This window comes from Tepidicella xavieri (assembly GCF_004363315.1).
Lineage (GTDB): Bacteria > Pseudomonadota > Gammaproteobacteria > Burkholderiales > Burkholderiaceae_C > Tepidicella > Tepidicella xavieri.
In genome coordinates, this window is sequence record NZ_SNYL01000013.1 from 18,190 (window position 1) to 40,333 (window position 22,144).

General features: G+C 67.4%; 22 protein-coding genes. 14 read left to right on the forward strand and 8 right to left on the reverse strand.

Annotation, left to right across the window (positions count from 1 at the left end):
- Window positions 1-48: 48 nt before the first annotated feature.
- A complete protein-coding gene (purU, locus tag DFR43_RS10570) occupies window positions 49-897 on the forward strand; it encodes a formyltetrahydrofolate deformylase (protein WP_133598454.1) in 849 nt (282 codons plus the stop codon).
- A gap of 13 nt (window positions 898-910) precedes the next feature.
- Window positions 911-1,795, forward strand: coding sequence for a LysR substrate-binding domain-containing protein (locus DFR43_RS10575; protein ID WP_425471090.1), 885 nt, complete (start codon window positions 911-913; stop codon window positions 1,793-1,795).
- A gap of 25 nt (window positions 1,796-1,820) precedes the next feature.
- Here DFR43_RS10575 and DFR43_RS10580 read toward each other — a convergent pair whose 3' ends face one another.
- Window positions 1,821-2,243, reverse strand: a complete 423-nt coding sequence (locus DFR43_RS10580; protein ID WP_133598459.1) for an Hsp20/alpha crystallin family protein — start codon at window positions 2,241-2,243, stop codon at window positions 1,821-1,823.
- A 234-nt stretch (window positions 2,244-2,477) separates the two neighbouring features.
- Here DFR43_RS10580 and DFR43_RS10585 point away from each other — a divergent pair, with 234 nt between their 5' ends.
- From DFR43_RS10585 to DFR43_RS10595, 3 genes are all read left to right on the forward strand, one after another.
- On the forward strand, window positions 2,478-3,980 hold the full coding sequence (locus tag DFR43_RS10585; protein WP_133598461.1) for an FAD-linked oxidase C-terminal domain-containing protein: 1,503 nt from the start codon (window positions 2,478-2,480) through the stop codon (window positions 3,978-3,980).
- 81 nt (window positions 3,981-4,061) lie between these two features.
- A complete protein-coding gene (locus DFR43_RS10590; RefSeq protein WP_133598463.1) occupies window positions 4,062-5,732 on the forward strand; it encodes a PAS domain-containing sensor histidine kinase in 1,671 nt (556 codons plus the stop codon).
- Between the two features lie 12 nt (window positions 5,733-5,744).
- The gene (locus DFR43_RS10595) at window positions 5,745-7,433 is read left to right on the forward strand and encodes a SulP family inorganic anion transporter (RefSeq protein WP_133598465.1); all 1,689 of its coding nucleotides are present in this window, start codon (window positions 5,745-5,747) and stop codon (window positions 7,431-7,433) included.
- Here DFR43_RS10595 and DFR43_RS10600 read toward each other — a convergent pair.
- On the reverse strand, window positions 7,418-8,134 hold the full coding sequence (locus DFR43_RS10600; RefSeq protein ID WP_133598467.1) for a YggS family pyridoxal phosphate-dependent enzyme: 717 nt from the start codon (window positions 8,132-8,134) through the stop codon (window positions 7,418-7,420). The genes DFR43_RS10595 and DFR43_RS10600 overlap by 16 nt on opposite strands.
- A gap of 31 nt (window positions 8,135-8,165) precedes the next feature.
- Between DFR43_RS10600 and DFR43_RS10605 the strand changes: the two genes are divergently transcribed.
- From DFR43_RS10605 to DFR43_RS10615, 3 genes are read left to right on the forward strand one after another with little or no spacing between them, the layout of a single operon-like run.
- Window positions 8,166-9,209, forward strand: a complete 1,044-nt coding sequence (locus DFR43_RS10605) for a type IV pilus twitching motility protein PilT (RefSeq protein ID WP_133598469.1) — start codon at window positions 8,166-8,168, stop codon at window positions 9,207-9,209.
- Between the two features lie 23 nt (window positions 9,210-9,232).
- On the forward strand, window positions 9,233-10,369 hold the full coding sequence (locus DFR43_RS10610) for a PilT/PilU family type 4a pilus ATPase (protein ID WP_133598471.1): 1,137 nt from the start codon (window positions 9,233-9,235) through the stop codon (window positions 10,367-10,369).
- A gap of 5 nt (window positions 10,370-10,374) precedes the next feature.
- Window positions 10,375-11,286 carry an NAD(P)-dependent oxidoreductase gene (locus DFR43_RS10615; protein ID WP_133598473.1) on the forward strand — a complete coding sequence of 304 codons (912 nt, stop codon included), beginning with the start codon at window positions 10,375-10,377 and terminating at the stop codon, window positions 11,284-11,286.
- 1 nt (window position 11,287) lies between these two features.
- Here the strand turns inward: DFR43_RS10615 and DFR43_RS10620 are convergent, their stop codons facing one another.
- From DFR43_RS10620 to DFR43_RS10630, 3 genes are all read right to left on the reverse strand, one after another.
- Window positions 11,288-11,950, reverse strand: a complete 663-nt coding sequence (locus DFR43_RS10620; protein ID WP_425471091.1) for a BON domain-containing protein — start codon at window positions 11,948-11,950, stop codon at window positions 11,288-11,290.
- Window positions 11,947-12,555, reverse strand: coding sequence for an SIS domain-containing protein (locus DFR43_RS10625; RefSeq protein ID WP_133598475.1), 609 nt, complete (start codon window positions 12,553-12,555; stop codon window positions 11,947-11,949). Before DFR43_RS10625 ends, DFR43_RS10620 begins: the two co-directional genes overlap by 4 nt.
- 76 nt (window positions 12,556-12,631) lie before the next feature.
- Window positions 12,632-13,057 (reverse strand): YraN family protein, encoded by a 426-nt coding sequence (locus DFR43_RS10630; protein ID WP_245988904.1) that lies wholly within the window; start codon window positions 13,055-13,057, stop codon window positions 12,632-12,634.
- Between DFR43_RS10630 and rsmI the strand changes: the two genes are divergently transcribed.
- Window positions 13,056-13,982 (forward strand): 16S rRNA (cytidine(1402)-2'-O)-methyltransferase, encoded by a 927-nt coding sequence (gene rsmI, locus DFR43_RS10635; protein WP_133598477.1) that lies wholly within the window; start codon window positions 13,056-13,058, stop codon window positions 13,980-13,982. The genes DFR43_RS10630 and rsmI overlap by 2 nt on opposite strands.
- A 16-nt stretch (window positions 13,983-13,998) precedes the next feature.
- Here the strand turns inward: rsmI and DFR43_RS10640 are convergent, their stop codons facing one another.
- Entirely contained in the window at window positions 13,999-14,361 is a 363-nt protein-coding gene (locus DFR43_RS10640; protein WP_133598478.1) for a hypothetical protein, read from the reverse strand.
- A 122-nt stretch (window positions 14,362-14,483) separates the two neighbouring features.
- Here DFR43_RS10640 and DFR43_RS10645 point away from each other — a divergent pair, with 122 nt between their 5' ends.
- Window positions 14,484-15,077 (forward strand): DUF502 domain-containing protein, encoded by a 594-nt coding sequence (locus tag DFR43_RS10645; protein WP_133598480.1) that lies wholly within the window; start codon window positions 14,484-14,486, stop codon window positions 15,075-15,077.
- Window positions 15,074-17,731 (forward strand): bifunctional acetate--CoA ligase family protein/GNAT family N-acetyltransferase, encoded by a 2,658-nt coding sequence (locus DFR43_RS10650; RefSeq protein ID WP_133598482.1) that lies wholly within the window; start codon window positions 15,074-15,076, stop codon window positions 17,729-17,731. Before DFR43_RS10645 ends, DFR43_RS10650 begins: the two co-directional genes overlap by 4 nt.
- Window positions 17,732-17,750: 19 nt before the next feature.
- Here the strand turns inward: DFR43_RS10650 and DFR43_RS10655 are convergent, their stop codons facing one another.
- On the reverse strand, window positions 17,751-18,218 hold the full coding sequence (locus DFR43_RS10655) for a CopD family protein (RefSeq protein WP_133598532.1): 468 nt from the start codon (window positions 18,216-18,218) through the stop codon (window positions 17,751-17,753).
- A gap of 236 nt (window positions 18,219-18,454) precedes the next feature.
- Between DFR43_RS10655 and DFR43_RS10660 the strand changes: the two genes are divergently transcribed.
- Window positions 18,455-19,009 (forward strand): phasin family protein, encoded by a 555-nt coding sequence (locus DFR43_RS10660; protein WP_133598484.1) that lies wholly within the window; start codon window positions 18,455-18,457, stop codon window positions 19,007-19,009.
- A 116-nt stretch (window positions 19,010-19,125) separates the two neighbouring features.
- Complete coding sequence (locus DFR43_RS10665; protein ID WP_133598486.1) at window positions 19,126-19,980, forward strand: 3-hydroxybutyryl-CoA dehydrogenase; 855 nt, start codon at window positions 19,126-19,128, stop codon at window positions 19,978-19,980.
- Here the strand turns inward: DFR43_RS10665 and moaC are convergent.
- Window positions 19,971-20,492, reverse strand: coding sequence for a cyclic pyranopterin monophosphate synthase MoaC (gene moaC / locus DFR43_RS10670; RefSeq protein ID WP_211338635.1), 522 nt, complete (start codon window positions 20,490-20,492; stop codon window positions 19,971-19,973). The genes DFR43_RS10665 and moaC overlap by 10 nt on opposite strands.
- A 62-nt stretch (window positions 20,493-20,554) precedes the next feature.
- Here moaC and DFR43_RS10675 point away from each other — a divergent pair, with 62 nt between their 5' ends.
- Window positions 20,555-22,129, forward strand: coding sequence for a M48 family metalloprotease (locus DFR43_RS10675; RefSeq protein ID WP_133598490.1), 1,575 nt, complete (start codon window positions 20,555-20,557; stop codon window positions 22,127-22,129).
- The last annotated feature ends 15 nt before the right edge of the window (window positions 22,130-22,144 follow it).

A 22,144-nucleotide genomic window follows, 5' to 3' on the forward strand; every position in this document is an offset into this window, starting at 1 on the left:
CGGCCTGGGGGCGGCGACCCACCCCAGACCCTGCGACAATCCGCATCCATGAATGCGACCTATGTCTTGACCCTGTCCTGCAAGGACAAACCCGGCATCGTGCATGCGGTGTCGGGCTTTTTGCTGGAACACGGCGGCAACATCGAGGAAGCCGCCCAGTACAACGACCACGACACCGGCCTGTTCTTCATGCGGGTGCAGTTCGTCTGCGACCGGCTGCCCGCTGCCGAATTGCGCCAGCAGGTACAAACGTTTGCCGAGAGCCACGCCATGCAATGGGGCCTGCACCCCTGGCACGAGCCCATGCGCACCGTGCTCATGGTCAGTCAGCAAGGCCACTGCCTCAACGACCTGCTGTTCCGCTGGAAAACCGGCCTGCTGCGGCTGGACATCCGCGCCATCATCAGCAACCACCGGGATTTCTACCAACTCGCGGCCAGCTACGACATTCCCTTTCACCATCTGCCCGTGACCCCGTCCAACAAGGCCCAGGTCGAAGCCCGCCAGCTCGAAATCATCGAGCAGGAGCAGGCCGAGCTGGTGGTGCTGGCACGCTACATGCAGATTCTTTCCGACGGCATGTGTGAGCGGCTGCAGGGGCGTGCCATCAACATCCACCACAGCTTCCTGCCCAGCTTCAAGGGCGCCAAGCCCTATTACCAGGCCCACGACCGGGGCGTCAAGCTGATCGGCGCCACCGCCCACTACGTGACCGAGGACCTGGACGAAGGCCCCATCATCGAGCAGGACGTGGCCCGCGTGGACCACAGCATGACGGTGGAAGACCTCACTGCCATCGGACGCGACACCGAAAGCCAGGTGCTGGCCCGCGCCGTGAAGTGGCACAGCGAGCACCGCGTGCTGCTCAACGGCCACAAGACCGTGGTGTTCCGCTGAAGGAGTGGCAACCGTGGCCGCCCGCATCCCGCCCATCCAGTGCCTGCTGACCTTCGAGGCGTTGGCGCGGCTGCGCAGCGTCACGCAGGCGGCCGAGGAACTGTGCGTCACGCCCAGCGCAGTGAGCCATCGGGTCAAGCAGTTGGAGCAGACACTCGGGGTCAAGCTGTTCGGGCGGGCGGATTTTTCCCTGACCACCGAAGGCATTGAATACCTGGCCCATGTGCGCGAAGGCCTGGCCTCGCTGCAACGCTTCCCCAGCCGCCAGGCCAACCCGGGCCGGCGCAAGCTGCGGCTGGCCATCACCCCGACCTTCGCGCGTTCCATCGTCATGCCCCGCCTCAAGCAATTTGCCGAGGCATACCCCGAAATCGACCTGACACTGCAAGTCAGCATCCCACTGCTGGACGTGGTGGCCGAAGACGCGGATCTCACCATCCGCTACGGCACCGGCCGCTACGCCGACGTGGAGCATCTGTGCCTGATGAAGGACGTGGTCACGCCACTGGCATCCCCCTCGTTCGTGCGTGAGCACGGGCCGTTCGAGGCCCCAGAAGACCTCGAAGGCGTGCCACTGCTGCGCAGCCCGCTGGAGCCGTGGCGCACCTGGTTTGCCGCCAACCACCTGGACTGGCCCGAGCCGAATGACGGCTCGCAGTTCAACGACATCGGCCTGATGTGCGATGGCGCCGCCGCGGGCATGGGGGTGGCGCTGGTGCGGCACCGGCTGGGCGCCCCTTGGCTGGAAAACGGCTCGCTGGTGCGGCTGGGCGACTCCGAGGCCTTCCGCACCCCGGTGCCCAGCCCTCACGCCCATTACCTGTGCTGGCGCACCGGGACGATGGAGCGCTGGGAGTGCGCCGCGTTTGCGGAATGGCTGCGCAAAGCGCTGGACTGAGCGCCGGCGCGCCGCGCATCCCCCTTCACTCGATGGCCAGCCGCTGCCCGGCACGCCCACGCTTCTTGGGCAAAGTGAGCTTGAGCACGCCGTTGTCGTACTTGGCCTTGGCGCTTTCTTCGTCGATTTCCACCGGCAACTGGAAGCTGCGCGCCACCGAGCCGTAGTAGCGCTCGCTGCGCAGCACCTTCTCGTTGGAGGTCTGGGCGTCCATCTGGCGCACCTCGGCGCGCAAGGTCACGATGCTGCCATCGATGGTCACCTGGATGTCATCGCGCGAGACGCCGGGAATTTCCGCCTCGACGATGTAGGCATCGGGATTCTCTTTCACATCGACTTTGATGGACTGCGGCAGGGGGTCGCCATGCAAAGGCTTGATGAAGAAGCCAGGCGCCATGTCTTTGAAGAACTCGTCGAACAGGCTGCCACGGGGAATCAGATTGCTCATGGAACACTCCTCATGTGAAATGACACCACAACCATCGCGACGCCCACGGCCGTGGGCCGTTCGCGCTGACATGCACATGATGACGCGCCCCACCATTTTCAAGAGGCGGGCACCGCACCGAAAAGCCCTTCGGCCACGCGGCTTGATCCACGTCAAACCGGCCGATCGGGGATTCACAAGCGGCTGCAGGATTTTTCAACCCCGCCAGCGCCCAGCCGCTCTACACTGAGCGCCATGAACGCTCCCATCCATGCCCCCGAAGCGCAGGTGATGCAGCGCGCCGCCCGCCAGGCCGAAGTGGTTCGGGCCCTGGGTGCCGTGCTGCCGCCGCACGCCCTGCTGTTCACCGACGAACAAACCACGCCCTACGAGTGCGACGGCCTGACCGCCTACCGCCAGCGTCCGCTGGCCGTGGCCCTGCCCGACACCGAGGATCAGGTGGCCGCCGTCTTGCGCGCCTGCCATGCCTTGGGCGTGCCCGTGGTGGCCCGCGGTGCTGGCACCGGGCTGTCTGGCGGGGCCATGCCTCACCCCATGGGCGTGACGCTGAGCCTGGCCAAGTTCAACCGCATCCTCGCCATCGACCCGCTGTCGCAGACCGCCGTGGTGCAGGCCGGGGTGCGCAATCTGGCCATCAGTGAAGCCGCTGCCCCCCATGGCCTGTATTACGCGCCCGACCCGAGCAGCCAGATCGCCTGCACCATCGGCGGCAACGTGGCCGAAAACTCCGGCGGGGTGCATTGCCTCAAGTACGGCCTGACGGTACACAACGTGTTGAAGGTGCGCGGCTACACCGTCGAGGGCGAACCCGTGACTTTTGGCTGCGACGCGCTGGACGCCCCGGGGCTGGACCTGCTTGCCCTGCTCATTGGCAGCGAAGGCATGCTGGCCGTGGTCACGGAAGTCACCGTCAAACTCGTGCCCAAGCCGCAGCTGGCCCGCTGCATCATGGCCAGCTTCGACGATGTGCGCCGAGCCGGCGATGCGGTGGCCGCCGTGATTGCCGCAGGCATCATCCCGGCCGGGCTGGAGATGATGGACAAGCCCATGACCGCCGCGGTGGAGGACTTCGTCCATGCCGGCTACGACCTGACCGCCGAAGCCATTTTGCTGTGCGAATCCGACGGCACCCCTGAGGAAGTGGCCGAAGAGATCGACCGCATGAGCGCCGTGCTGCGCCAAGCGGGGGCGACGGCCATTGCCGTCAGCCGCGACGAGGCCGAGCGGCTGCGCTTCTGGAGCGGGCGCAAAAACGCCTTTCCCGCCAGCGGCCGCATCAGCCCGGACTACATGTGCATGGATTCCACCATCCCGCGCAAGCGGCTCGCCGACATCCTCATCGCCATCGCGCAGATGGAAAAGACATACGGCCTGCGCTGCGCCAACGTGTTCCATGCGGGCGACGGCAACCTGCATCCGTTGATCCTGTTCGACGCCAACGACCCGGACCAGCTGCGCCGCGCCGAGTTGTTCGGGGCCGACATTCTGGAGACCAGCGTGGCCATGGGCGGCACCGTGACCGGCGAGCACGGCGTGGGCGTGGAAAAGCTCAACAGCATGTGCGTGCAATTCAGCGCCGAAGAAAACGAGCAGATGTTCGCCATCAAACGCGCCTTCGACGCCCAGGAACTGCTCAACCCGGGCAAGGTCATCCCGACGCTGCACCGCTGCGCCGAATACGGCAAGATGCTGGTGCGCGGCGGCCAACTGCCGCACCCGGAATTGCCACGCTTCTGAACGGCCCCGCAACGGCGGCCTGAGGGCTGCGGCCATCGCGCCGGCCAAGGCGCGGCCGGTCCAATCGGGTACAGTTGCCCCATGAGCCTGACGCCGATCGACGACAAGCTGCCCGAGTCGTTCTTCGCCCACCTGTTCCCCGCAACCTCGACGGGGACCGAAGGCTCTGCGCCGCTGCCCGATGGGCAGACCATGCGCCGCCTGGCCGATCAATGGCCTGGCGCCGTGTTCTGCCTGGACACGCAGTTGCGCTGTCTGTACGCCAACCCCGCCGCGCAAGGCTGGCGCCAGGACGCCTCCGCCGAACCGCTGCCCTCAGACGCCCTGCCGACCCTGGACCAATGGCTGCCCGCGGCCCTGATGGAAGCCCTGCTGCCCTGCCTGTCCTCGGCGCTCAGCGGCACCGAGATGGGCTTGTCGGACCGTTTCGAGCACCCAAGGCTCGGGCAACGCCACATCGCCATCCGGGCCCAGCCCGACTGGCATGGCGCCCACGTCGGCGGCGTGTTTTTGCACCTGATCGACCTCACCGACTGTACGCCCCCGTCGGTGGCGCCTGGCGGCCTGACGCCCTCGCCCGCCCAGACGGAAACCGACACGGAAGCCCAGCTGCGCCTGCTCGTCGAAGGGCTGCGCGATGCGGCCATTTTCTTCCTCGATCCGCAGGGCCGGGTGTCCGACTGGACGCCCAGCGCCCAGCGGCTGCTCGGCTACACCGCAGCCCAGATGCTGGGGCAGGACTGGAGCCGACTGGCCCCGGCCGGCCACAGCGGCGAGCCCCTTCCGCCCGACAGCATCGCCGCCGGCATGGAGCGCGCGGCCCTGCTCGGGCAAAGTGAAACCCCGGGCTGGCAACGCCGCGCCGACGGCTCCACCTTCTGGGCCAACACCATCCTGACCGCGCTGTACGACCCGGCCACCGGCCAAGCCCGCGGCTACGCCTGCCTCATGCGCGACATGACCGAAGTCAAGCGCCTGGTCGATATGCTGCAGGAGCTCAACGTGGCGCTGGAAACGCGGGTCGAGGAACGCACCCGCCAGTTGCAAGACATCAATCAGGACCTGGAAGCGTTTTCGTACTCGGTCTCGCACGACTTGCGCGCCCCCTTGCGGCACATCGGCAGCTTCGTCGAATTGCTGCGCGAAGACCTGGGCCCGGCTGCCAGCCCACCCGTGCTCAAGCACATCGACACCATCGCCCAAGCCGCCGAGCACATGGGCCAACTGATCGAGGGGTTGCTGGCCTTCTCCAAACTGGGCCGGGCTGCGCTCAAGCGCCAACCCGTCGCCATGGCCGACCTGCTGCATTCCAGCCTCCACCGGGTGCTGCACGACCCGGCCCTGCGCCGCCCGGACCACGAAGTGTGTTGGGAGCTGCCGGCCGAGCTGCCCACGCTGGCGGGCGACCCGCTGCTGCTGAGCCAGGTCTGGGACAACCTGTTGTCGAACGCCCTGAAATACAGCCGCCCACGGACGCCCGCCCGCATCCGCATCGGCTACCGGCACGAGCAGCCGCCACACAGCCCGGCCGAGTGGGTGTTCTGGGTGGAAGACAACGGGGTCGGCTTCAACCCGCAGCGGGCTGAGCGGCTCTTTGGCGTGTTCCAGCGCCTGCACCGGGCCAGCGATTTTGAAGGCACTGGCATCGGGCTGGCCCTGTGCCGACGCATCATCGAGCGCCATGGGGGACGCATCTGGGCCGACAGCACCCCTGAAGTGGGCAGCACGTTCTATTTCAGCCTGCCGGCCTAGCCACGCCGCCCGATGACGCGCTTGCATCGCCTGCTGCCCTTTCTGCAATGGCCCCGGCCCAGCGCTGCGCTGCTGCGCAGCGAAGCGATCGCCGGCCTGACGGTGGGACTGATGGTCATTCCCCAAGGGGTGGCTTACGCCGCGTTGGCCGGCATGCCGCTGGTCACCGGCATTTATGCGGCCATGCTGCCGGCGCTGGTGGCGGTGTTGTTCGGGTCGTCGCAGCGCCTCTCGGTCGGGCCAACGGCGCTGACCTGTCTGCTGATCACCGCCTCCCTCAGTGGGCTGGCCGAACCGGGCTCGGCGCAGTGGGTGGCGTTGGCGGTGTGGCTGGCCATTCTGTCTGGCCTGCTGCAGGTGGTGCTGGGGTTGGCGCGTTTCGGGTGGTTGCTCAATCTGGTCAACGCACCGGTGCTCATGGCCTTCACCCAGGCCGCCGCCGTGCTCATCATCGCCTCGCAACTGGAGGGCCTGCTGGGCTGGACCGGCTCGCCTGCGACCGGCCCATGGTGGCTGGCGGTGCATGCCCCATCGCTGGCCTTCGGCCTGGGCAGCCTGGCCCTGCTGTGGGCAGTGCGGCGCTGGAGGCCGGCGTTCCCCTCGGTGCTGCTGATCATGCTGGGCGCAGCCGGTCTGAGCCAATGGCTGGGCTTTGCCGAAAGCGGCGGTCGGGTGGTGGGCGACCTCCCGAGCGGGCTGCCCATGCCCTACCTGCCGGACTGGCCCGGCTGGCCCGTGCTCGGGCAACTCGCCGTGCCGGTGCTGGTCATTTCACTGGTGAGCTTTCTGGAGACGGCGGCCAGCGCCAAGATCGACAGCGCGCGCCAAGGCCGGCCTTGGGATCAGAACCAAGACCTGATCGGCCAAGGGCTGGCCAAAGTGGCCTCGGGCCTCAGCGGCGCGTTCCCCACCAGTTCCTCGTTTGGCCGCTCGGCCCTCAACCTCTACGCGGGCGCGCAGACCGGCTGGGCCACGGTGTTTTCGGTGGGCGTGGTGGCCGCGGTGCTGCTGTGGCTGCTGCCGGTGCTCAGCCACGTGCCACAGGCGGTGCTGGCCGCCATCGTGGTGGCGGCGGTGGGGGGGCTGCTCAAGCCGATGGCGTTTCGCCGCTTATGGGCCATTTCCCGGGTGGAAGCCAGCACGGCGGCGGCCACCTTCGCCATCACCTTGCTGACGGCGCCGCAGATTTACTGGGGCGTGCTGGCCGGCATGCTGATGGCGCTGAGCCACTTCCTGTACCAGCGGCTGCACCCGCGCATCATCGAGGTGGGGCTGCACAGCGACGGACGGCTGCGTGACCGCCATCTCTGGCAACTACCACCCATGGCCCCGCACACCTACGCCTTGCGCATGGACGCCGCGCTCGATTTCGGCTCGGCCATGGCGCTGGAGCGGGCCATCACCGACCACCTGGCCACCCACCCCGAAACGCGCCGGGTGGTGCTGCTCGCGCAGCCGATCAACCGCATCGACGCCACCGGGGTAGAGGTGTTCTCCCGCCTGCGATCGCAGCTGGCTGCGCAGCAGCGCCAATGGTGGTTGGTCGGCATCAAGCTGCCTGTGGAGCAAGTGCTGCGTGCCGCCGGCGAGTTGGAACCCTCCCCCTGGCTGCGGGTGCTGGCCACCGAGGACGACTTACGCGCCGCGCTGTCAGAAGCGATGGCAGCCACCGAGGCGGCCGACGCTCAGGCCCGTGGATAAGCCCGCCGGCCAAAAATCGCGCTGCCGACCCGCACCATCGTGCTGCCCGCAGCGACCGCCGCTTCCATATCGGCGCTCATGCCCATGGACAGCGTGTCCCACGCCGCGGCTCGATCACCCAAAGCGGCGCCCACGCGCTGAAACAGTGCTTGGGCTTGCAGAAACACACGGCGGGCGGCATCGAAATCGGCCGCGGGCTCGGGAATGCACATCAGCCCGCGCAACCGCAGCCTGGGCAACGCCGCCACGGCCAGCGCAAGGGCCAACACCTCATCGGGCGCCACGCCCGATTTGTTCGCCCCCCCGTCGATGTTGACCTGAATGCACACCTGCAACGGCTCCAGCGCATCCGGCCGCTGATCGCTGAGCCGCTGGGCAATCTTGAGCCGATCCACGCTCTGCACCCAGTCGAAGTGCTCGGCCACCAGGCGTGTCTTGTTGCTTTGCAACGGCCCGATGCAATGCCACTGCAAGCCGGGCAGCCCGAGCCGGCGCGCCGCCTCGATTTTCTCCACCCCCTCCTGCACATAGTTTTCGCCGAAAGCGCGCTGGCCTGCGGCATGGGCCTCAGCCACTGCCTCCACGCCAAAGGTTTTGGAGACGGCCAGCAGACTCACCTCGGCCGGGTGGCGCCCATGGCGCTGGCAGGCGGCCGCCAACCGCTGCCGCACCTGCTGGAGATTGTCGGAAATCGTTGCCATAATGGAACAACTGATCAATACGGGACACGGGATGGACATCACCCAGTTACTGGCCTTCAGCACCAAAAACAAGGCTTCGGATTTGCACCTGTCGGCCGGCCTGCCGCCGATGATACGGGTCCACGGCGACGTGCGGCGCATCAACGTCGAGCCACTGGACCACAAGCAGGTGCACGCCATGGTGTACGACATCATGACCGACGCCCAACGCAAGCACTACGAGGAATTCCTGGAGATCGACTTCTCCTTCGAGATCGACGGCCTGGCACGCTTTCGCGTCAACGCCTTCAACCAGAAGCGTGGCGCTGCGGCCGTGTTTCGCACCATCCCGAGCAAGATCCTGACCCTGGAGCAGCTCAACTGCCCACGCATCTTTGCCGATCTGGCGCTCAAACCGCGCGGGCTGGTGCTGGTCACCGGCCCCACCGGCTCGGGCAAGTCCACCACGCTGGCGGCGATGATCAACCACCTCAACGAGCACGAATACGGTCACATCCTCACCATCGAAGACCCGATCGAATTCGTGCACGAATCCAAAAAATGCCTGGTGAACCAGCGCGAAGTCGGCCCCATGACGCTGAGCTTTGCCAACGCCCTGCGCTCGGCCCTGCGCGAAGACCCGGACGCCATCCTGGTGGGCGAGATGCGTGACTTGGAAACCATCCGCCTGGCCATGACCGCCGCCGAAACCGGGCACCTGGTGTTCGGCACGCTGCACACCTCCAGCGCGGCCAAGACGATCGACCGCATCGTGGACGTGTTCCCGCCCGAGGAAAAGGAAATGGTACGGGCCATGCTGTCCGAATCGCTCGTGGCCGTCATTTCCCAGACGCTGCTCAAGACCATCGACGGTCAGGGCCGCGTGGCTGCTCACGAGATCATGATCGGCACCCCGGCCATCCGCAACCTCATTCGGGAAAACAAGGTCGCGCAGATGTACTCGGCCATCCAGACCGGCCAGCAATACGGCATGCAGACGCTCGACCAGAGCCTGATGGACCTGGTGCGCCGCAACGTGGTCACCCCGGCCGAGGCCCGCGCCAAGGCCAAAATCCCTGAAAACTTCCCCGGCTGATCCCTATCGGAAGGAACCGCATCATGGACCGCGATCAAGCCAGCAACTTCGTGCAGGACCTGCTGCGCCTCATGGTGAGCCGCAACGGCAGCGACCTGTTCCTCACCGCCGACTTCCCGCCCGCCATCAAGATCGACGGCAAGATCACGCGCGTGTCGCCACAACCGCTGAGCGGACAGCACACCCAGGCCCTGGCCCGCGCCATCATGAACGACAAGCAGGCCGCCGAATTCGAGCGCACCAAGGAATGCAACTTCGCCATCGCCCCGGGGGGCATTGGACGCTTTCGGGTCAACGCTTTCGTGCAGATGGGCAAAGTCGGTCTGGTCATGCGCACCATCCCGGCCAAGATCCCCACCATCGACGAGCTCGGCCTGCCCCAGGTGCTCAAAAACCTGGCGCTGGCCAAGCGCGGCATTTGCATCCTGGTCGGCGGCACCGGCTCGGGCAAGTCCACCACCCTGGCGGCCATGGTGGACTGGCGCAACGAACACACCCATGACCACATCGTCACCATCGAGGACCCGGTGGAGTTCGTGCACCAGCACAAGAACTGCATCGTGACCCAGCGGGAAGTGGGCCTGGACACCGACGGCTGGGAAGTCGCCCTGAAAAACTCGCTGCGGCAAGCCCCCAACGTCATCCTGATGGGCGAAATCCGCGACCGCGAAACCATGCAGCACGCCATTTCCTTTTCCGAAACCGGCCACCTGTGCCTGGCCACGCTGCATGCCAACAGCGCCAACCAGGCGATGGAACGCATCATCAACTTCTTCCCCGAAGAAGCCCACGCCCAGATCCTCAAGGACGTCTCGTTGAACCTGCGCGGCATGATTGCGCAGCGCCTCTTGCCGCGGCAGGACGGCAAGGGCCGCTACGCCGTCGTGGAAGTGCTGCTGCACAGCGCGCTCATCGCCGACCAGATCATGAAAGGCGAAATCCTCGAAATCAAGGAGACCATGAAGCGAAGCCGCGAAGTGGGCATGCAGACCTTCGATCAGGCGCTGTTTGACGCGTTCGAGGCCGGCATCATCAGCTACGAAGATGCCATCCGCCACGCGGATTCGCAAAACGACCTCAAGCTCCAGATCAAGCTCAACAGCCAGCGCGCCCGCACCACCGACCTGGCCGCGGGCACCGAACACCTGCAAATCGTCTGACCCCCATGCCCAGCCTCAACGACAAGACTTACCTGCCCTGCCCGCCCCAGCGCGTGGCCTTCATCGGCTTGGGTGTGATGGGCTACCCCATGGCCGGACACCTGGCCCGGGCTGGGCACGCCGTCACGGTGTACAACCGCACACCCGCCAAGGCGGCGGCTTTCGTGCAGGAATTCCAGGCCCAGGGCGCACGCAGCGCCCCCACTCCGCGCGAGGCAGCCCGCCAAGCCGATCTGGTGTTTTGCTGCGTGGGCAACGACGACGACTTGCGCTCGGTGACGCTGGGCGAGCACGGCGCCCTGGCTGGCATGGCCGCTGGCACCGTGCTGGTGGACCACACCACCGCCTCGGCCGACGTGGCCCGGGAGCTGGCGGGCGTGGCCCGCGCCAGCGGCTGTCACTTCCTCGACGCGCCCGTCTCGGGCGGCCAGGCCGGCGCGCAAAACGGCCAGCTGACCGTGATGTGTGGCGGCGAGGCCGAAGTGTTCGAGAGGGTCAAGCCCGTGGCCATGGCCTTCGCCCGCGCCTTCACCCTCATGGGGCCCAGCGGCGCGGGCCAGCTCACCAAAATGGTCAACCAGATCTGCATCGCCGGGCTGCTACAGGGCTTGAGCGAAGCCATCGCCTTCGGCCAGAACGCGGGGCTGGACATGCCGCGCGTGCTCGAAGTCATCGGCAAAGGGGCAGCCCAAAGCTGGCAGCTCGACCACCGCGGCCCCACCATGGTCGAGGACCGCTTTGATTTCGGCTTCGCGGTGGACTGGATGCGCAAAGACCTGGGGCTGGTGTTGGAAGAAGCCAAGCGCAATGGCTCGCGCTTGCCTATCACGGCCCTGGTGGACCAGTTCTACGCCGACGTGCAACGCATGGGCGGCGGGCGCTGGGACACCTCCAGCCTGATTCGCCGCCTGCGCTGAATCACCGCTGCCCGGCCGCCGTGTCGGCCGGCGCCTGCCGCGGCTGGATGCGGGCGAGTTCTTCCTCGCTGATGATCTCCAGCACGCGGACCACGCGCTGCACGCCCGAGAGGCTGCGCGTGACTTCGGTGGCGCGTTCGGCCTCCCGCTGGGTCACGCGGCCCATCAGGTACACCGTGCCCCGGTCGGTCGTGACCTTGAAGGCGTTGGCCGAGAGGTCGCGCGCATCGACCAGCGCCGCCTTCACCCGGGCCGTGACCAAGGCATCGGAAGAGCGCGCCGTCAGCGAAGGCGAAGACATCACCGCCAGCTCATCGATGATCTCGGCCACGTTTTCGACCTCGGACACGATGCGCACCGCCAGCGCCCGGTCGGTTTCGCTGGGGACCTCGCCGGTGAGCAGCACGCGGCGGTTGTAACTGGTGACCGACACACGGGCGCGGTTGCCAAACGCCTCGCGCAAGCGGCTGGCCGCGCGCATCTCGATGCTTTGGTCCTCCAGCTGGATGCCGGCCGTGCGGCGATCGGTCGCCACCAGCACGCCCGTGCCCACGGCACCACCCACCACCAACGGCGCGCAGGCCGACAAGCCCGCCACGGCTGCCGTGGCCACCAACACGCTGGCCGACACCCGGCGCCAACCGATCCGTTTCATCGCAATCATTCGTCCATCTCCGTTTCACTGTCGTCACCGAGCAGTTGCACATCCAACCCATCGCACAGGCAGTGCAGCACCAGTTGGTGCAGCTCGTGCACGCGCGACAAGCGCTCCGACGGCACGCTGATGAGCACGTCCGTGTCCTTGAGCATCGGCCCTAACTGGCCCGGCTTGGCACCGCACAGAGCCACCACGACCATGTCGCGATCGTGCGCGGCCTCGACCGCGCCCAGCACGTCAGGGGACTGGGGCTGCGTCGTCACCACCAGCAACACATCGCCCGGCAAGCCCAGCGCGCGCACCTGGCGCCCGAACACGGCCCGGGCCTCGAAGGTGTTGTACAAACCCGTGACCACCGCCGCGTTGGAGCCCAACGCAAAGGCCGCCAACTCCGGGCGGTCGCGTTCGAATCGCCCGACCAGGGACGCCACCAAGGCCTGCGCCAGCCCGGCCGAGGCGCCATTGCCGCACGCCAGCACCTTGCCGCCACCGGTCAGCGCGGCCAGCAGCGCCCCCACGGCCGCCTCCACCTGGGGCGCGACCGACTGGGCGCACTGGTATTTGAGATCGGCGCTGTCGATGAAGTGCTGCTGGATGCGTTGCAAAAGCATGCGCAAATGATACCTGCGCCCCCGGGCGGGTTCCCCGAGCAAGGGGTAACCGATTGCAATCCGCTGCGTGACGACATCACCATCCGTCTGCCGTGAAGGCGCCCACCACCCAATCGATGCGGGCCTGCGGGCCTTCGCCCTCAATGGCCACCACATCGAAGCGGCAAGCCGGCAAGCGCGGCAGCCGGCTCAGAAAGTGGCGCGCCGCAAACACCAGCCGCCGCTGCTTGACCGCACCGACCGTGGCAGCCGCCCCACCATGCGAGCGGCTGCGCCGCAGCCGCACCTCCACAAACACCACGGTGCCGTCGGCGTCCTGCATGATGAGATCGATTTCACCCCCACCCCGCCCAGGCGTGTGAAAATGGCGCCGCAACAATCGCAAGCCGCGCGCCTGCAGAAACGCCAAGGCTTGATTCTCGGCCGCGTCGCCGCGCTCCCTGGTGCTGCTGGCACGCGCTGCGGTCTGGCCGGCGGCCTGCCCCATCCCCCCTGAAACCATGGTCACACCCCCTTTGTCTTTGGCCCCCAGCCTCGTGCAAACGGCACAAGCCTTCGTGGGCGAGCAGCATTATCCCGCCGCCACACTCTACGTCGTGGCCACCCCGATCGGCAACCTGGGCGACATCTCGTTGCGGGCGCTGCACGTGCTGGCCAGCGTCGATGCGGTGGCCTGCGAAGACACCCGACACACGGCCGCCTTGCTGCGCAGCTATGGGCTGGAGCGCCCTTTGCTGGCCGTGCATGAGCACAACGAGGCACAAGCCGCCGACGGCATCGTGCGCCGGTTGGCCGCGGGGGAGCGCATCGCATACGTGAGTGACGCAGGCACGCCGGGCATCAGCGATCCGGGCAGCCGCCTGTGCCACGCCGTGACCGAGGCCGGCCTGCGCTGCATGCCGCTGCCCGGGGCCAGCAGCATCACCGCGCTGCTCAGCGTTGCCGGCCTGTCACTGGCCGACCAGGCACCCGCTTTCGAGTTCACCGGCTTTCTGCCCGCCAAAGGCAGCGCCCGCCAGGCCGCCGTCCGGCGGCTGGCCGCCCAACCCCACGCCTGCGTGCTGCTGGAGGCCCCCCACCGCATCGACGCGCTGGCGCAGGCGCTGACCCCACTGGGTGACCGGTGGGTGACGGTGGGGCGCGAGCTCACCAAGCAGTTCGAGGACATCGCCACCCTGCCTTGCGCCGGGCTGCCCGGCTGGCTGGACGCTTCGGCAAACCGCCGCCGAGGCGAATTCACGCTCGTGCTGCATCCGCAGCTGCCCTCACCGGCCGACGCCAGCGGGCTGAGCGCAGAAACGATGCGCGTGCTGGGCCTGCTGATGCAGGAGCTGCCCGTGAAATCCGCCGCGCGCCTGTGCGCCGACATCACCGGCGCGCCACGCAACGCGCTCTATCAGGCCGCACTCGGCCTCAAACCGGACTAAAGAGCCGCACCGGGCTTCAGGATCGGCGGTCTTCCAACCCCGGTGGCCGGTCGGGCCGGGTGGTGGGCGGGGCCGCGTCCTGGCCGTCGTCCACCTCGCGCACCTCCACATCCACCACCTCGGCCCGGTCATGGTGGCTGGCGCCGGCCTGCCGGTTGCCACCCGGCCACACACGCTCGGTGGTGAAGCGCCGGAACCGCCCCACAAACACCGGGGCCGCTGGACGCTGCCCGCGCAGCAGGGCCCACAGCACCCCCACCAGCAGCAACACCACGGCCACCAGCAGCAAGAACAGCGCCAGCACGGCCATGAGCAGCCACAGCAACACACGCACCACGGCGCCGAGCACGCCCCAGACGAACTTCTTGATTTCTGTCATGCCACCTTTCTGTATCGCGCGCCGCCTTCGCGCACAATGGACCCTGCATCAAACTTTCACATTTCCCGTGTTCAATCCGGCAACGGACTTGCGGTATGCAGCCCAGCACCCAGACCTCACTCATGAAGCGCTTGTCCCAGTACTTTCTCCGGGGGCTCATCACCATCCTGCCCATCGGGCTGACCATCTACCTGCTGTTCACGCTGGTGGCCTGGTCGGAGGCGTTCGCGATGCAGTTCATCCGCCCGATTGTCGGCAATTTTTACATCCCGGGCCTGGGGCTGATCCTGATGGCCTGCATCATCGTGCTGGCGGGCTTCCTCATCTCGCGCGACGCCACGGCCCGGTTGCTGAACTGGGTGGAGTTGCCGTTCACCAACATCCCGGTGGTCAAGAGTGTGTACAACTCGCTCAAGAGCTTTGCGGATTACTTCTCCCCCCAGCATCGGGAGGAAACGGCGCAACAGGTGGTCATCCTGCGCTTTCCCGATCAGCCGATCGAGATCGTGGGGCTGATCACCCGCAACCACATGCAGGGCCTGCCGCCGGGCTTTCTGCCGGGTGACCGCGTGGCCGTCTATCTGCCCATGGGTTACATGATCGGCGGCTACACCGTGTTCGTGCCGCGCGATTGGCTCACGCCGATCAACATGTCGGTCGAGGAGGCCATGCGCTCCTCGCTCATTGCCTGGATGTCCACCCGCAAGACGCCATGACCGTTCGCCATCTCGACGCGCTCTTTGCCCCCCGCAGCGTTGCCGTGCTCGGGGCTTCGCAACGGCCCCACAGTGTCGGCGCCACCGTCTGGCGCAACCTGTCACAGGGCTTTCAAGGGCGCCTGTACCCGGTCAACCCCAAGCACAGCCGCCTGGGCGAGCACACGGCTTATGCCTCGATCGACGCGCTGCCTGAAGCACCTGACCTGGCGGTGATCTGCACGCCGGCGGCCACAGTGCCCGACCTGATCGCCGCCCTGGGGGCGCGCGGCACCAAGGCGGCCGTGGTGGTCACCGCCGGGCTCAGCGCCGCCCAGAAACAGGCCATGCTCGATGCGGCGCGCCCGCACACCCTGCGCATCTTGGGCCCCAACTGCATCGGGATGCTGGTGCCGCATCTGGGCCTCAACGCCAGCTTTGCCCATGCCAATGCCCGCCCGGGCCCGATCGCCTTCGTCTCGCAGTCTGGGGCTCTGGTCACGGCCATGCTGGACTGGGCCAATTCGCGCCAGATCGGCTTTTCCCATTTCGTCTCGCTGGGGGAACATGCCGACGTGGACTTCGGCGACATGCTCGACTTCCTGGGCAGCGACCCGCGCACCCGCGCCATCCTGCTCTACATCGAGTCGATCGAGTCGCCGCGCAAATTCATGTCGGCCGCACGCGCGGCGGCCCGCAACAAGCCGGTGATCGTGGTCAAGGCCGGTCGCTCGGCCCAGGGCCAGAAGGCGGCCGCCTCCCACACCGGGGCGCTGGCCGGCTCGGACGAAGTGTTCGACGCCGCCATTTCCCGCGCCGGCATGTTGCGCGTCTTCACCCTGCAGCACCTGTTTCTGGCGGCGGAACTGTTGGCGCGCTTCCGCGACAACCGCAGCGAGCAATTGATCGTGCTGACCAACGGCGGCGGCGCAGGCGTCATGGCGGCCGATGCCGCCGCCCATGCCGGCGTGGAACTCGCCACGCTGAGCCCGGACGTCGTGGCCACGCTGGATCGGGTGCTGCCGGCCAATTGGTCGCGCGCCAACCCGGTGGACATCATCGGTGACGCGCCCGCCCAGCGCTATGTGGACGCGCTCACCGCGCTGCGCCAGGCGCGGGACGCGGCCATCCTGTTCGTGCAGGCGCCCACTGCCATCGTGCCCAGCACCGAGATCGCCGAAGCCCTGGCCCCACTGGCCAGCGAAAAGCCACCGCGCGTGCTCGGCTGCTGGCTCGGGCACAGTGCCGTCAACCGCGCGCGCGAGATCTTTCGCGACGCCGGCATTCCCGACTACGACACGCCTGAAGAGGCGGTGCGCGCCTTTTCCTTCTTGCGCCAATACCATCGCCACCAGATCGAGCTGATGGAGACGCCGCCCGCCCTGCCCGACGCGCAGGCCATGGACCTGCCGGGGGTCCGTGAGATCGTGGACTTCGTGCTGCGCGATGGGCGCGAGCTACTGACCGAACCCGAAGCCAAGGAACTGCTCAAGCGCGCCGGCATCCCCGTCACGCCCACGCGCGTGGTGCCGGCCGAAGCCCAAGCGGCGGTGTACGCGGCCGAAACCCTGGGCTACCCGGTGGTGCTGAAAATCCTGTCGCACGACATCAGCCACAAGTCGGACGTGGGCGGCGTGCGCCTGAACCTGCACAACGCCGCGGAAGTGCAGCAAGCCGCCGAGGCGATGCTGCAGCGTGTCGCCGAGCTGCGCCCCGGCGCCCGGGTGGAGGGCTTCACCGTGCAGCCCATGATCCGCCGGCGCCATGCGCACGAGCTGATCGTCGGCGCCAGCATCGACCCGCTGTTCGGCCCGGTCATCCTGTTTGGCCAGGGCGGCACGGCCGTGGAAGTGATCGCCGACCGGGCGCTGGCCCTGCCCCCGCTGAATGCCACGCTGGCGCGTTCGCTCATCGGCCGCACCCGCATCGCCAAGCTGCTCAAAGGCTACCGCGACGTTCCCCCGGCACGCGAGGAAGCCATCGTCTCGACCCTGGTGGCGATCTCGCAACTGCTGGCCGACGTGCCCGAAATCGCCGAGCTCGACATCAACCCGCTGATCGTGGACCACGAGGGCGCCATCGCGCTGGATGCGCGCGTGCGCCTGAGCGCCGCCTGCCCGGCCGGCGCCGATCGCTTTGCCATCCGGCCGTATCCCCAATCGCTGATCGAACACCACACGCTGCCCGACGGCACGGCGCTGACCCTGCGCCCCATCCGCCCCGAAGACGAGGCCCAGCACCGGGCTTTCCTGGAAAAGATGGACCCCGAAGACATCCGCATGCGGCTGTTCTATAGCCGGCGCAGCATCGAGCACAGCGAACTCGCGCGCCTGACGCAAATCGATTACGACCGCGAGATGGCCTTCATCGCCACCCGCCCCCTGCCCGAAGGCGGCGAGGAGACGCTGGGGGCTGTGCGCGCGATCTGCGATCCGGACAACGATGCCGCCGAGTTCGGCGTGATGGTTCGATCCGACCTCAAAGGCCGGGGCATGGGCTGGCTGCTCATGGACCGCCTGGTGCGCTACCTGCGCGGGCACGGCACGCGCCGCATCGTCGGCACCGTGCTGCGCGAAAACCACGGCATGCTGGGGCTGGCCAAGCGCCTGGGCTTCACCATCGAGGCCCATCCGCAAGACCCGGACCTGCGCCACGTCGAGCTGCCGCTGCGCTAGCCGCCGCGGCGCCGAGGCGTCACATCAGCAGCGTCACCGCGATGATGACGACCCCGATGGACAGGTTCACCAGCACCCACTGGCGGATCTTGTCCAGCGCCGCGCCGGCCGCCGGCCAATCGGCGGCGGTCACCGCCTTGGACAGGCGGCCATACAGCGCGAAACGGATGTGCCCGAAGATCAGCACCATCAGCGTGCCCAGCAGGGCCATCACGGTCCAGTCCACCGGGGCGGTGAACTCGCCCCCGCCCTGCACAACGGCTTTGGCCACCGAACCCATCATCCAGAACCCGGTGAACAGCGCCAGCAGCGACAGGTAGGTGATGGCGGTGAAAAACCGCCGCAGCACCCCATGCATCAGCGTCAGGCGCTGCGGCGGCTCCAGGGCCGACGCCGCCGGGCGCAGAAAGAAGTGGGCAAAGACCATGCCGCCGACCCAGACCACGATCGACAGCACATGCAGGGTTTTCAGAAAAGCGTAGAGCATGGCGATGGCGTTGCAGTGTTCGAGAACCTGAACCATAACAGAGGCGCATTGCCCCCATGAGAACGCCGCCCGTCACTTTTTTTGCTGCAGCGCAACAAAAAAGGCTTGCAATCTGCGCCGATGTCCCTATACTAAGCCTTAATGTTGCAGCGCAGCAAAATCGGGCTGACACGGTTTTGTCGTCACAGCGCTCTACAGTCCTTTTTGCTGTCAGTCACCTTTCAAGGAGTTATGCCATGTTGACCGTCGAACAAATCATCGCCGCCCAGAAAGCCCAAGTCGCCACCCTGTTCGATCTGAGCAGCAAGGCGCTGGCCAGCGTCGAAAAGCTCAACGAACTGAACCTGCAGGCTGCCAAAGCCTCGCTGTCCGAAAGCGCCAGCCATGCGCAGGCGCTGCTCAGCGTCAAAGACTTGAACGAGCTGGTGGCCCTGCAGAACGCCGCCCTGCAGCCCCTGGCCGAAAAAGCCGCTTCCTACAGCCGCCACCTGTACGACATCGCCACCGGCATGAGCGCCGAGCTCACCAAGCTGGCCGAAGCCCAGACCGCCGATGCGCAAAAGCAGTTCGTCTCGGCCGTGGACAACGCCGTCAAGAACGCGCCCCAGGGCTCCGAAGCCGCCGTGGCCGCCGTGAAGAACGCCGTCTCCACCGCCACGGCCGCCATGGAATCGGTGCAAAAGGCCGTCAAGCAAGCCGCCGAGCTGGCCGAGGCTAACTTCAATGCGATGACCTCCAGCGCCGTGACCGCCACCAAGCCGGCCACCAAGTCCGCCAAAGCCTCGGCCTGATCCTGGCCTGGCGCACCCCTAAGCCCCGAGCGCCGCACGGCCCTCGGGGCTTTTTGCGTCCGGCCCGCGATAATGGGGTGTTTGTTCACCCTCACACCGCTATCAGGAGCATATTCATGAGCGACATTCGCACCGTCGGCATCATCGGCGCTGGCACCATGGGCAACGGCATCGCGCAAGCCTGCGCGGTCAGCGGGCTCAAGGTCGTGATGGTCGATATCCAGGAGGCCGCCGTTCAGAAAGGGCTGGCCACCATCGCCGGCAGCCTGGACCGCTTGCTGAAGAAAGACAAAATCAGCGCCGCCGACAAAGACGCCGCCTTGGCCCGCATTCAAGGCAGCACCGATTACGACGACCTCAAGGGCGCCGAACTCGTCATCGAAGCCGCCACGGAAAATCTGGAGCTCAAGATCAAAATCCTGCGCCAGCTCGACAGCCTGCTGGCGCCCGAAACACTGGTGGCCACCAACACCAGCTCGATCAGCATCACGCAGCTGGCCGCCGTCACCGGGCGCGCCGACCGCTTCATCGGCATGCACTTTTTCAACCCGGTGCCGATGATGGCGCTGGTGGAAATCATCCGCGGCCTGCAGACCAGCGACGCCACGCACGACGCCGTGCGCGACCTGGCGCTCCGGCTCGGCAAGACGCCTATCACGGTGAAGAACTCGCCCGGCTTCGTCGTCAACCGCATCCTGGTGCCGATGATCAACGAGGCCTTCTTCGTGCTGGCCGAGGGGCTGGCCAGCCCCGAGGACATCGACGCCGGCATGAAGCTGGGCTGCAACCACCCGATCGGGCCGCTGGCGCTGGCCGACATGATCGGGCTGGACGTCTGCCTGGCGGTGATGAACGTGTACTTTGCCGAGTTCAACGACAGCAAGTACCGCCCCTGCCCGCTGCTCAAAGAGATGGTGGCCGCCGGCTACCTGGGCCGCAAGACCGGCCGCGGCGTCTATACCTACGCCTGAGCGCTGTCGCGCCCGCCGGCCCCGGCCGGCGGCGGCTCGGCCACATAGCTGCCGCTTTTGCCGCCGTGCTTCTCCAGCAACTTCACGTCGGCAATCACCATGCCGCGGTCGGCGGCCTTGCACATGTCGTAAATCGTGAGCAAGGCCACCTGCACGGCGGTCAGGGCCTCCATCTCCACCCCAGTGGGGCCGACCGTCTCGGCCGTGGCCACGCACCGCACGGCAGACGCTTCGGGCAACAACTCAAAATCCACGGCCACCCGCGTCAGCGCGATCGGGTGACACAGGGGGATCAGTTCCCCCGTCTTTTTGGCGGCCATGATGCCGGCCAGCCGCGCCACCCCCAGCACGTCGCCTTTCTTCGCCGTGCCGGCGGCCACGAGGGCAAAGGTGTCGGGCTGCATGCGAATGCACCCTTGCGCACGCGCCACGCGGTGGGTGGCCGGCTTGGCGCCCACATCCACCATGTGGGCTTGGCCTTGGGCATCGAAATGGGTCAGCGTAGCGGTCATGGGCGATATGGATTTTCGGAGCAGGGAACGGAATCTTTACACAAGGCTGGCATCATACGGCCATGCCTTCGAAGGTGATACGCCGTTGCTGGCCGCTGCTCGTGGTCGCCCCGCTGTGGCTGGCGCCGCTGGCCTGGTCCCAATCCGAACCGCCCCCGGCGCGCGGCCTGCCCGCGCTTGGCGATGGCGCCGAGATGTCACTCAGCGAAGAGCGCCGCCTGGGTGACCAGATCGCGCGCACGCTCTACCGTAACCCGGACTATCTCGACGACCCCGTGCTCCACGCCTATCTGCAGGCCATCTGGCAACCGCTGGTGCAAGCGGCCCGCCGCCGGGGCGACCTGCCCGCCGAACTCGCCGAGCGCTTTGCCTGGGAAATCCTGCTCGGGCGCGACCGCAGCGTCAACGCCTTTGCCCTGCCCGGCGGCTATCTGGGGGTGTATCTGGGCCTGATCGCCGTGGTGTCCACGCCGGACGAGCTGGCCTCGGTGCTGGCGCACGAGCTCAGCCATGTGTCGCAACGGCATATCGCTCGGCTCATCACCCGTCAGAACCAGCAAGCGCCCTGGGTGATCGGCGCCATGATCCTGGGCGCGTTGGCCGCCAACGCCGCCAAGAACGTGGACATTGCCAGCGCCGCGATGGCCGGCGGACAGGCCTTGGCCATCCAGTCGCAGCTCAATTTCTCGCGCGACATGGAGCGCGAGGCCGACCGCATCGGCTTTGGCATCCTGACCGAAGCCGGCTTTGACGGCATGGGCTTCGTGACCATGTTCGACAAGCTGCAGGCCGCATCGCGCCTGAACGACGATGGCGCCTTCCCCTACCTGCGCAGCCACCCCCTGACCACCGAGCGGATGGCCGACATGAGTGCCCGCGTCCCCGAACTGGGCACGGGACAGCGCCCGGCCCAGGCCGGGCCCGTGACGCCCTACCACCACGCGATGATGGCGGCGCGCGCCCGCGTGCTCAGCGAAACCGGGGCCGACCGGCTGCGTGCCCAGGCCGCCACGCTGCGCCAGTCCCAAGGGCCGCAGCAGGATGCCACCACCCTTGGGCAACGCTATGCGGCCACCCTGGCCGCGGCCCGGCTGCGGGATGCGGCGCTGCTGAGCGAAGGGCTGCGGCAGTTGCTGGCCGCCCCGCCCCCGGACCCGGTCGCGCGGCAAGCGCTGGACTGGCTGCACCTGGAAGCCCTGCTCTTGCTGCCGGCCGACGCGCTCAGTCCCGCGATGCGGGACGATTTCATCCGGCTGGCCAGCGCGGCCATCGCATCGGACCAGCGCCCGGGCCTGCTGCTGGGCGCGCAAGCGGCGCTGCGCCTGGGACCCGATGCCCAGCGCCAGGCCACGCAGCGGCTACAAACCTGGACCGCCCTGCACCCGCGTGACGCCCTGGCCTGGCAAACCCTGGCCGGCCTGCATCAGGCGCAGCAGCAGCCGGTGCGGGCCGCCCGCGCCGAGGCTGAAGCCCGGTTGGCTCATCTCGATGCGCCAGGCGCCCTGGACCGGCTGCGTGCCGCGCAGCAGCTGGCCCGCCAGCAGCCCCAGGTCGATCACATCGAACTGTCCATCCTGGATGCGCGGGTGCGCCAGACCGAAGCCCTGGTGCGCGAGCAAGCGCGCGAGACGCGCTGAAGCCCCCCAGCGCCG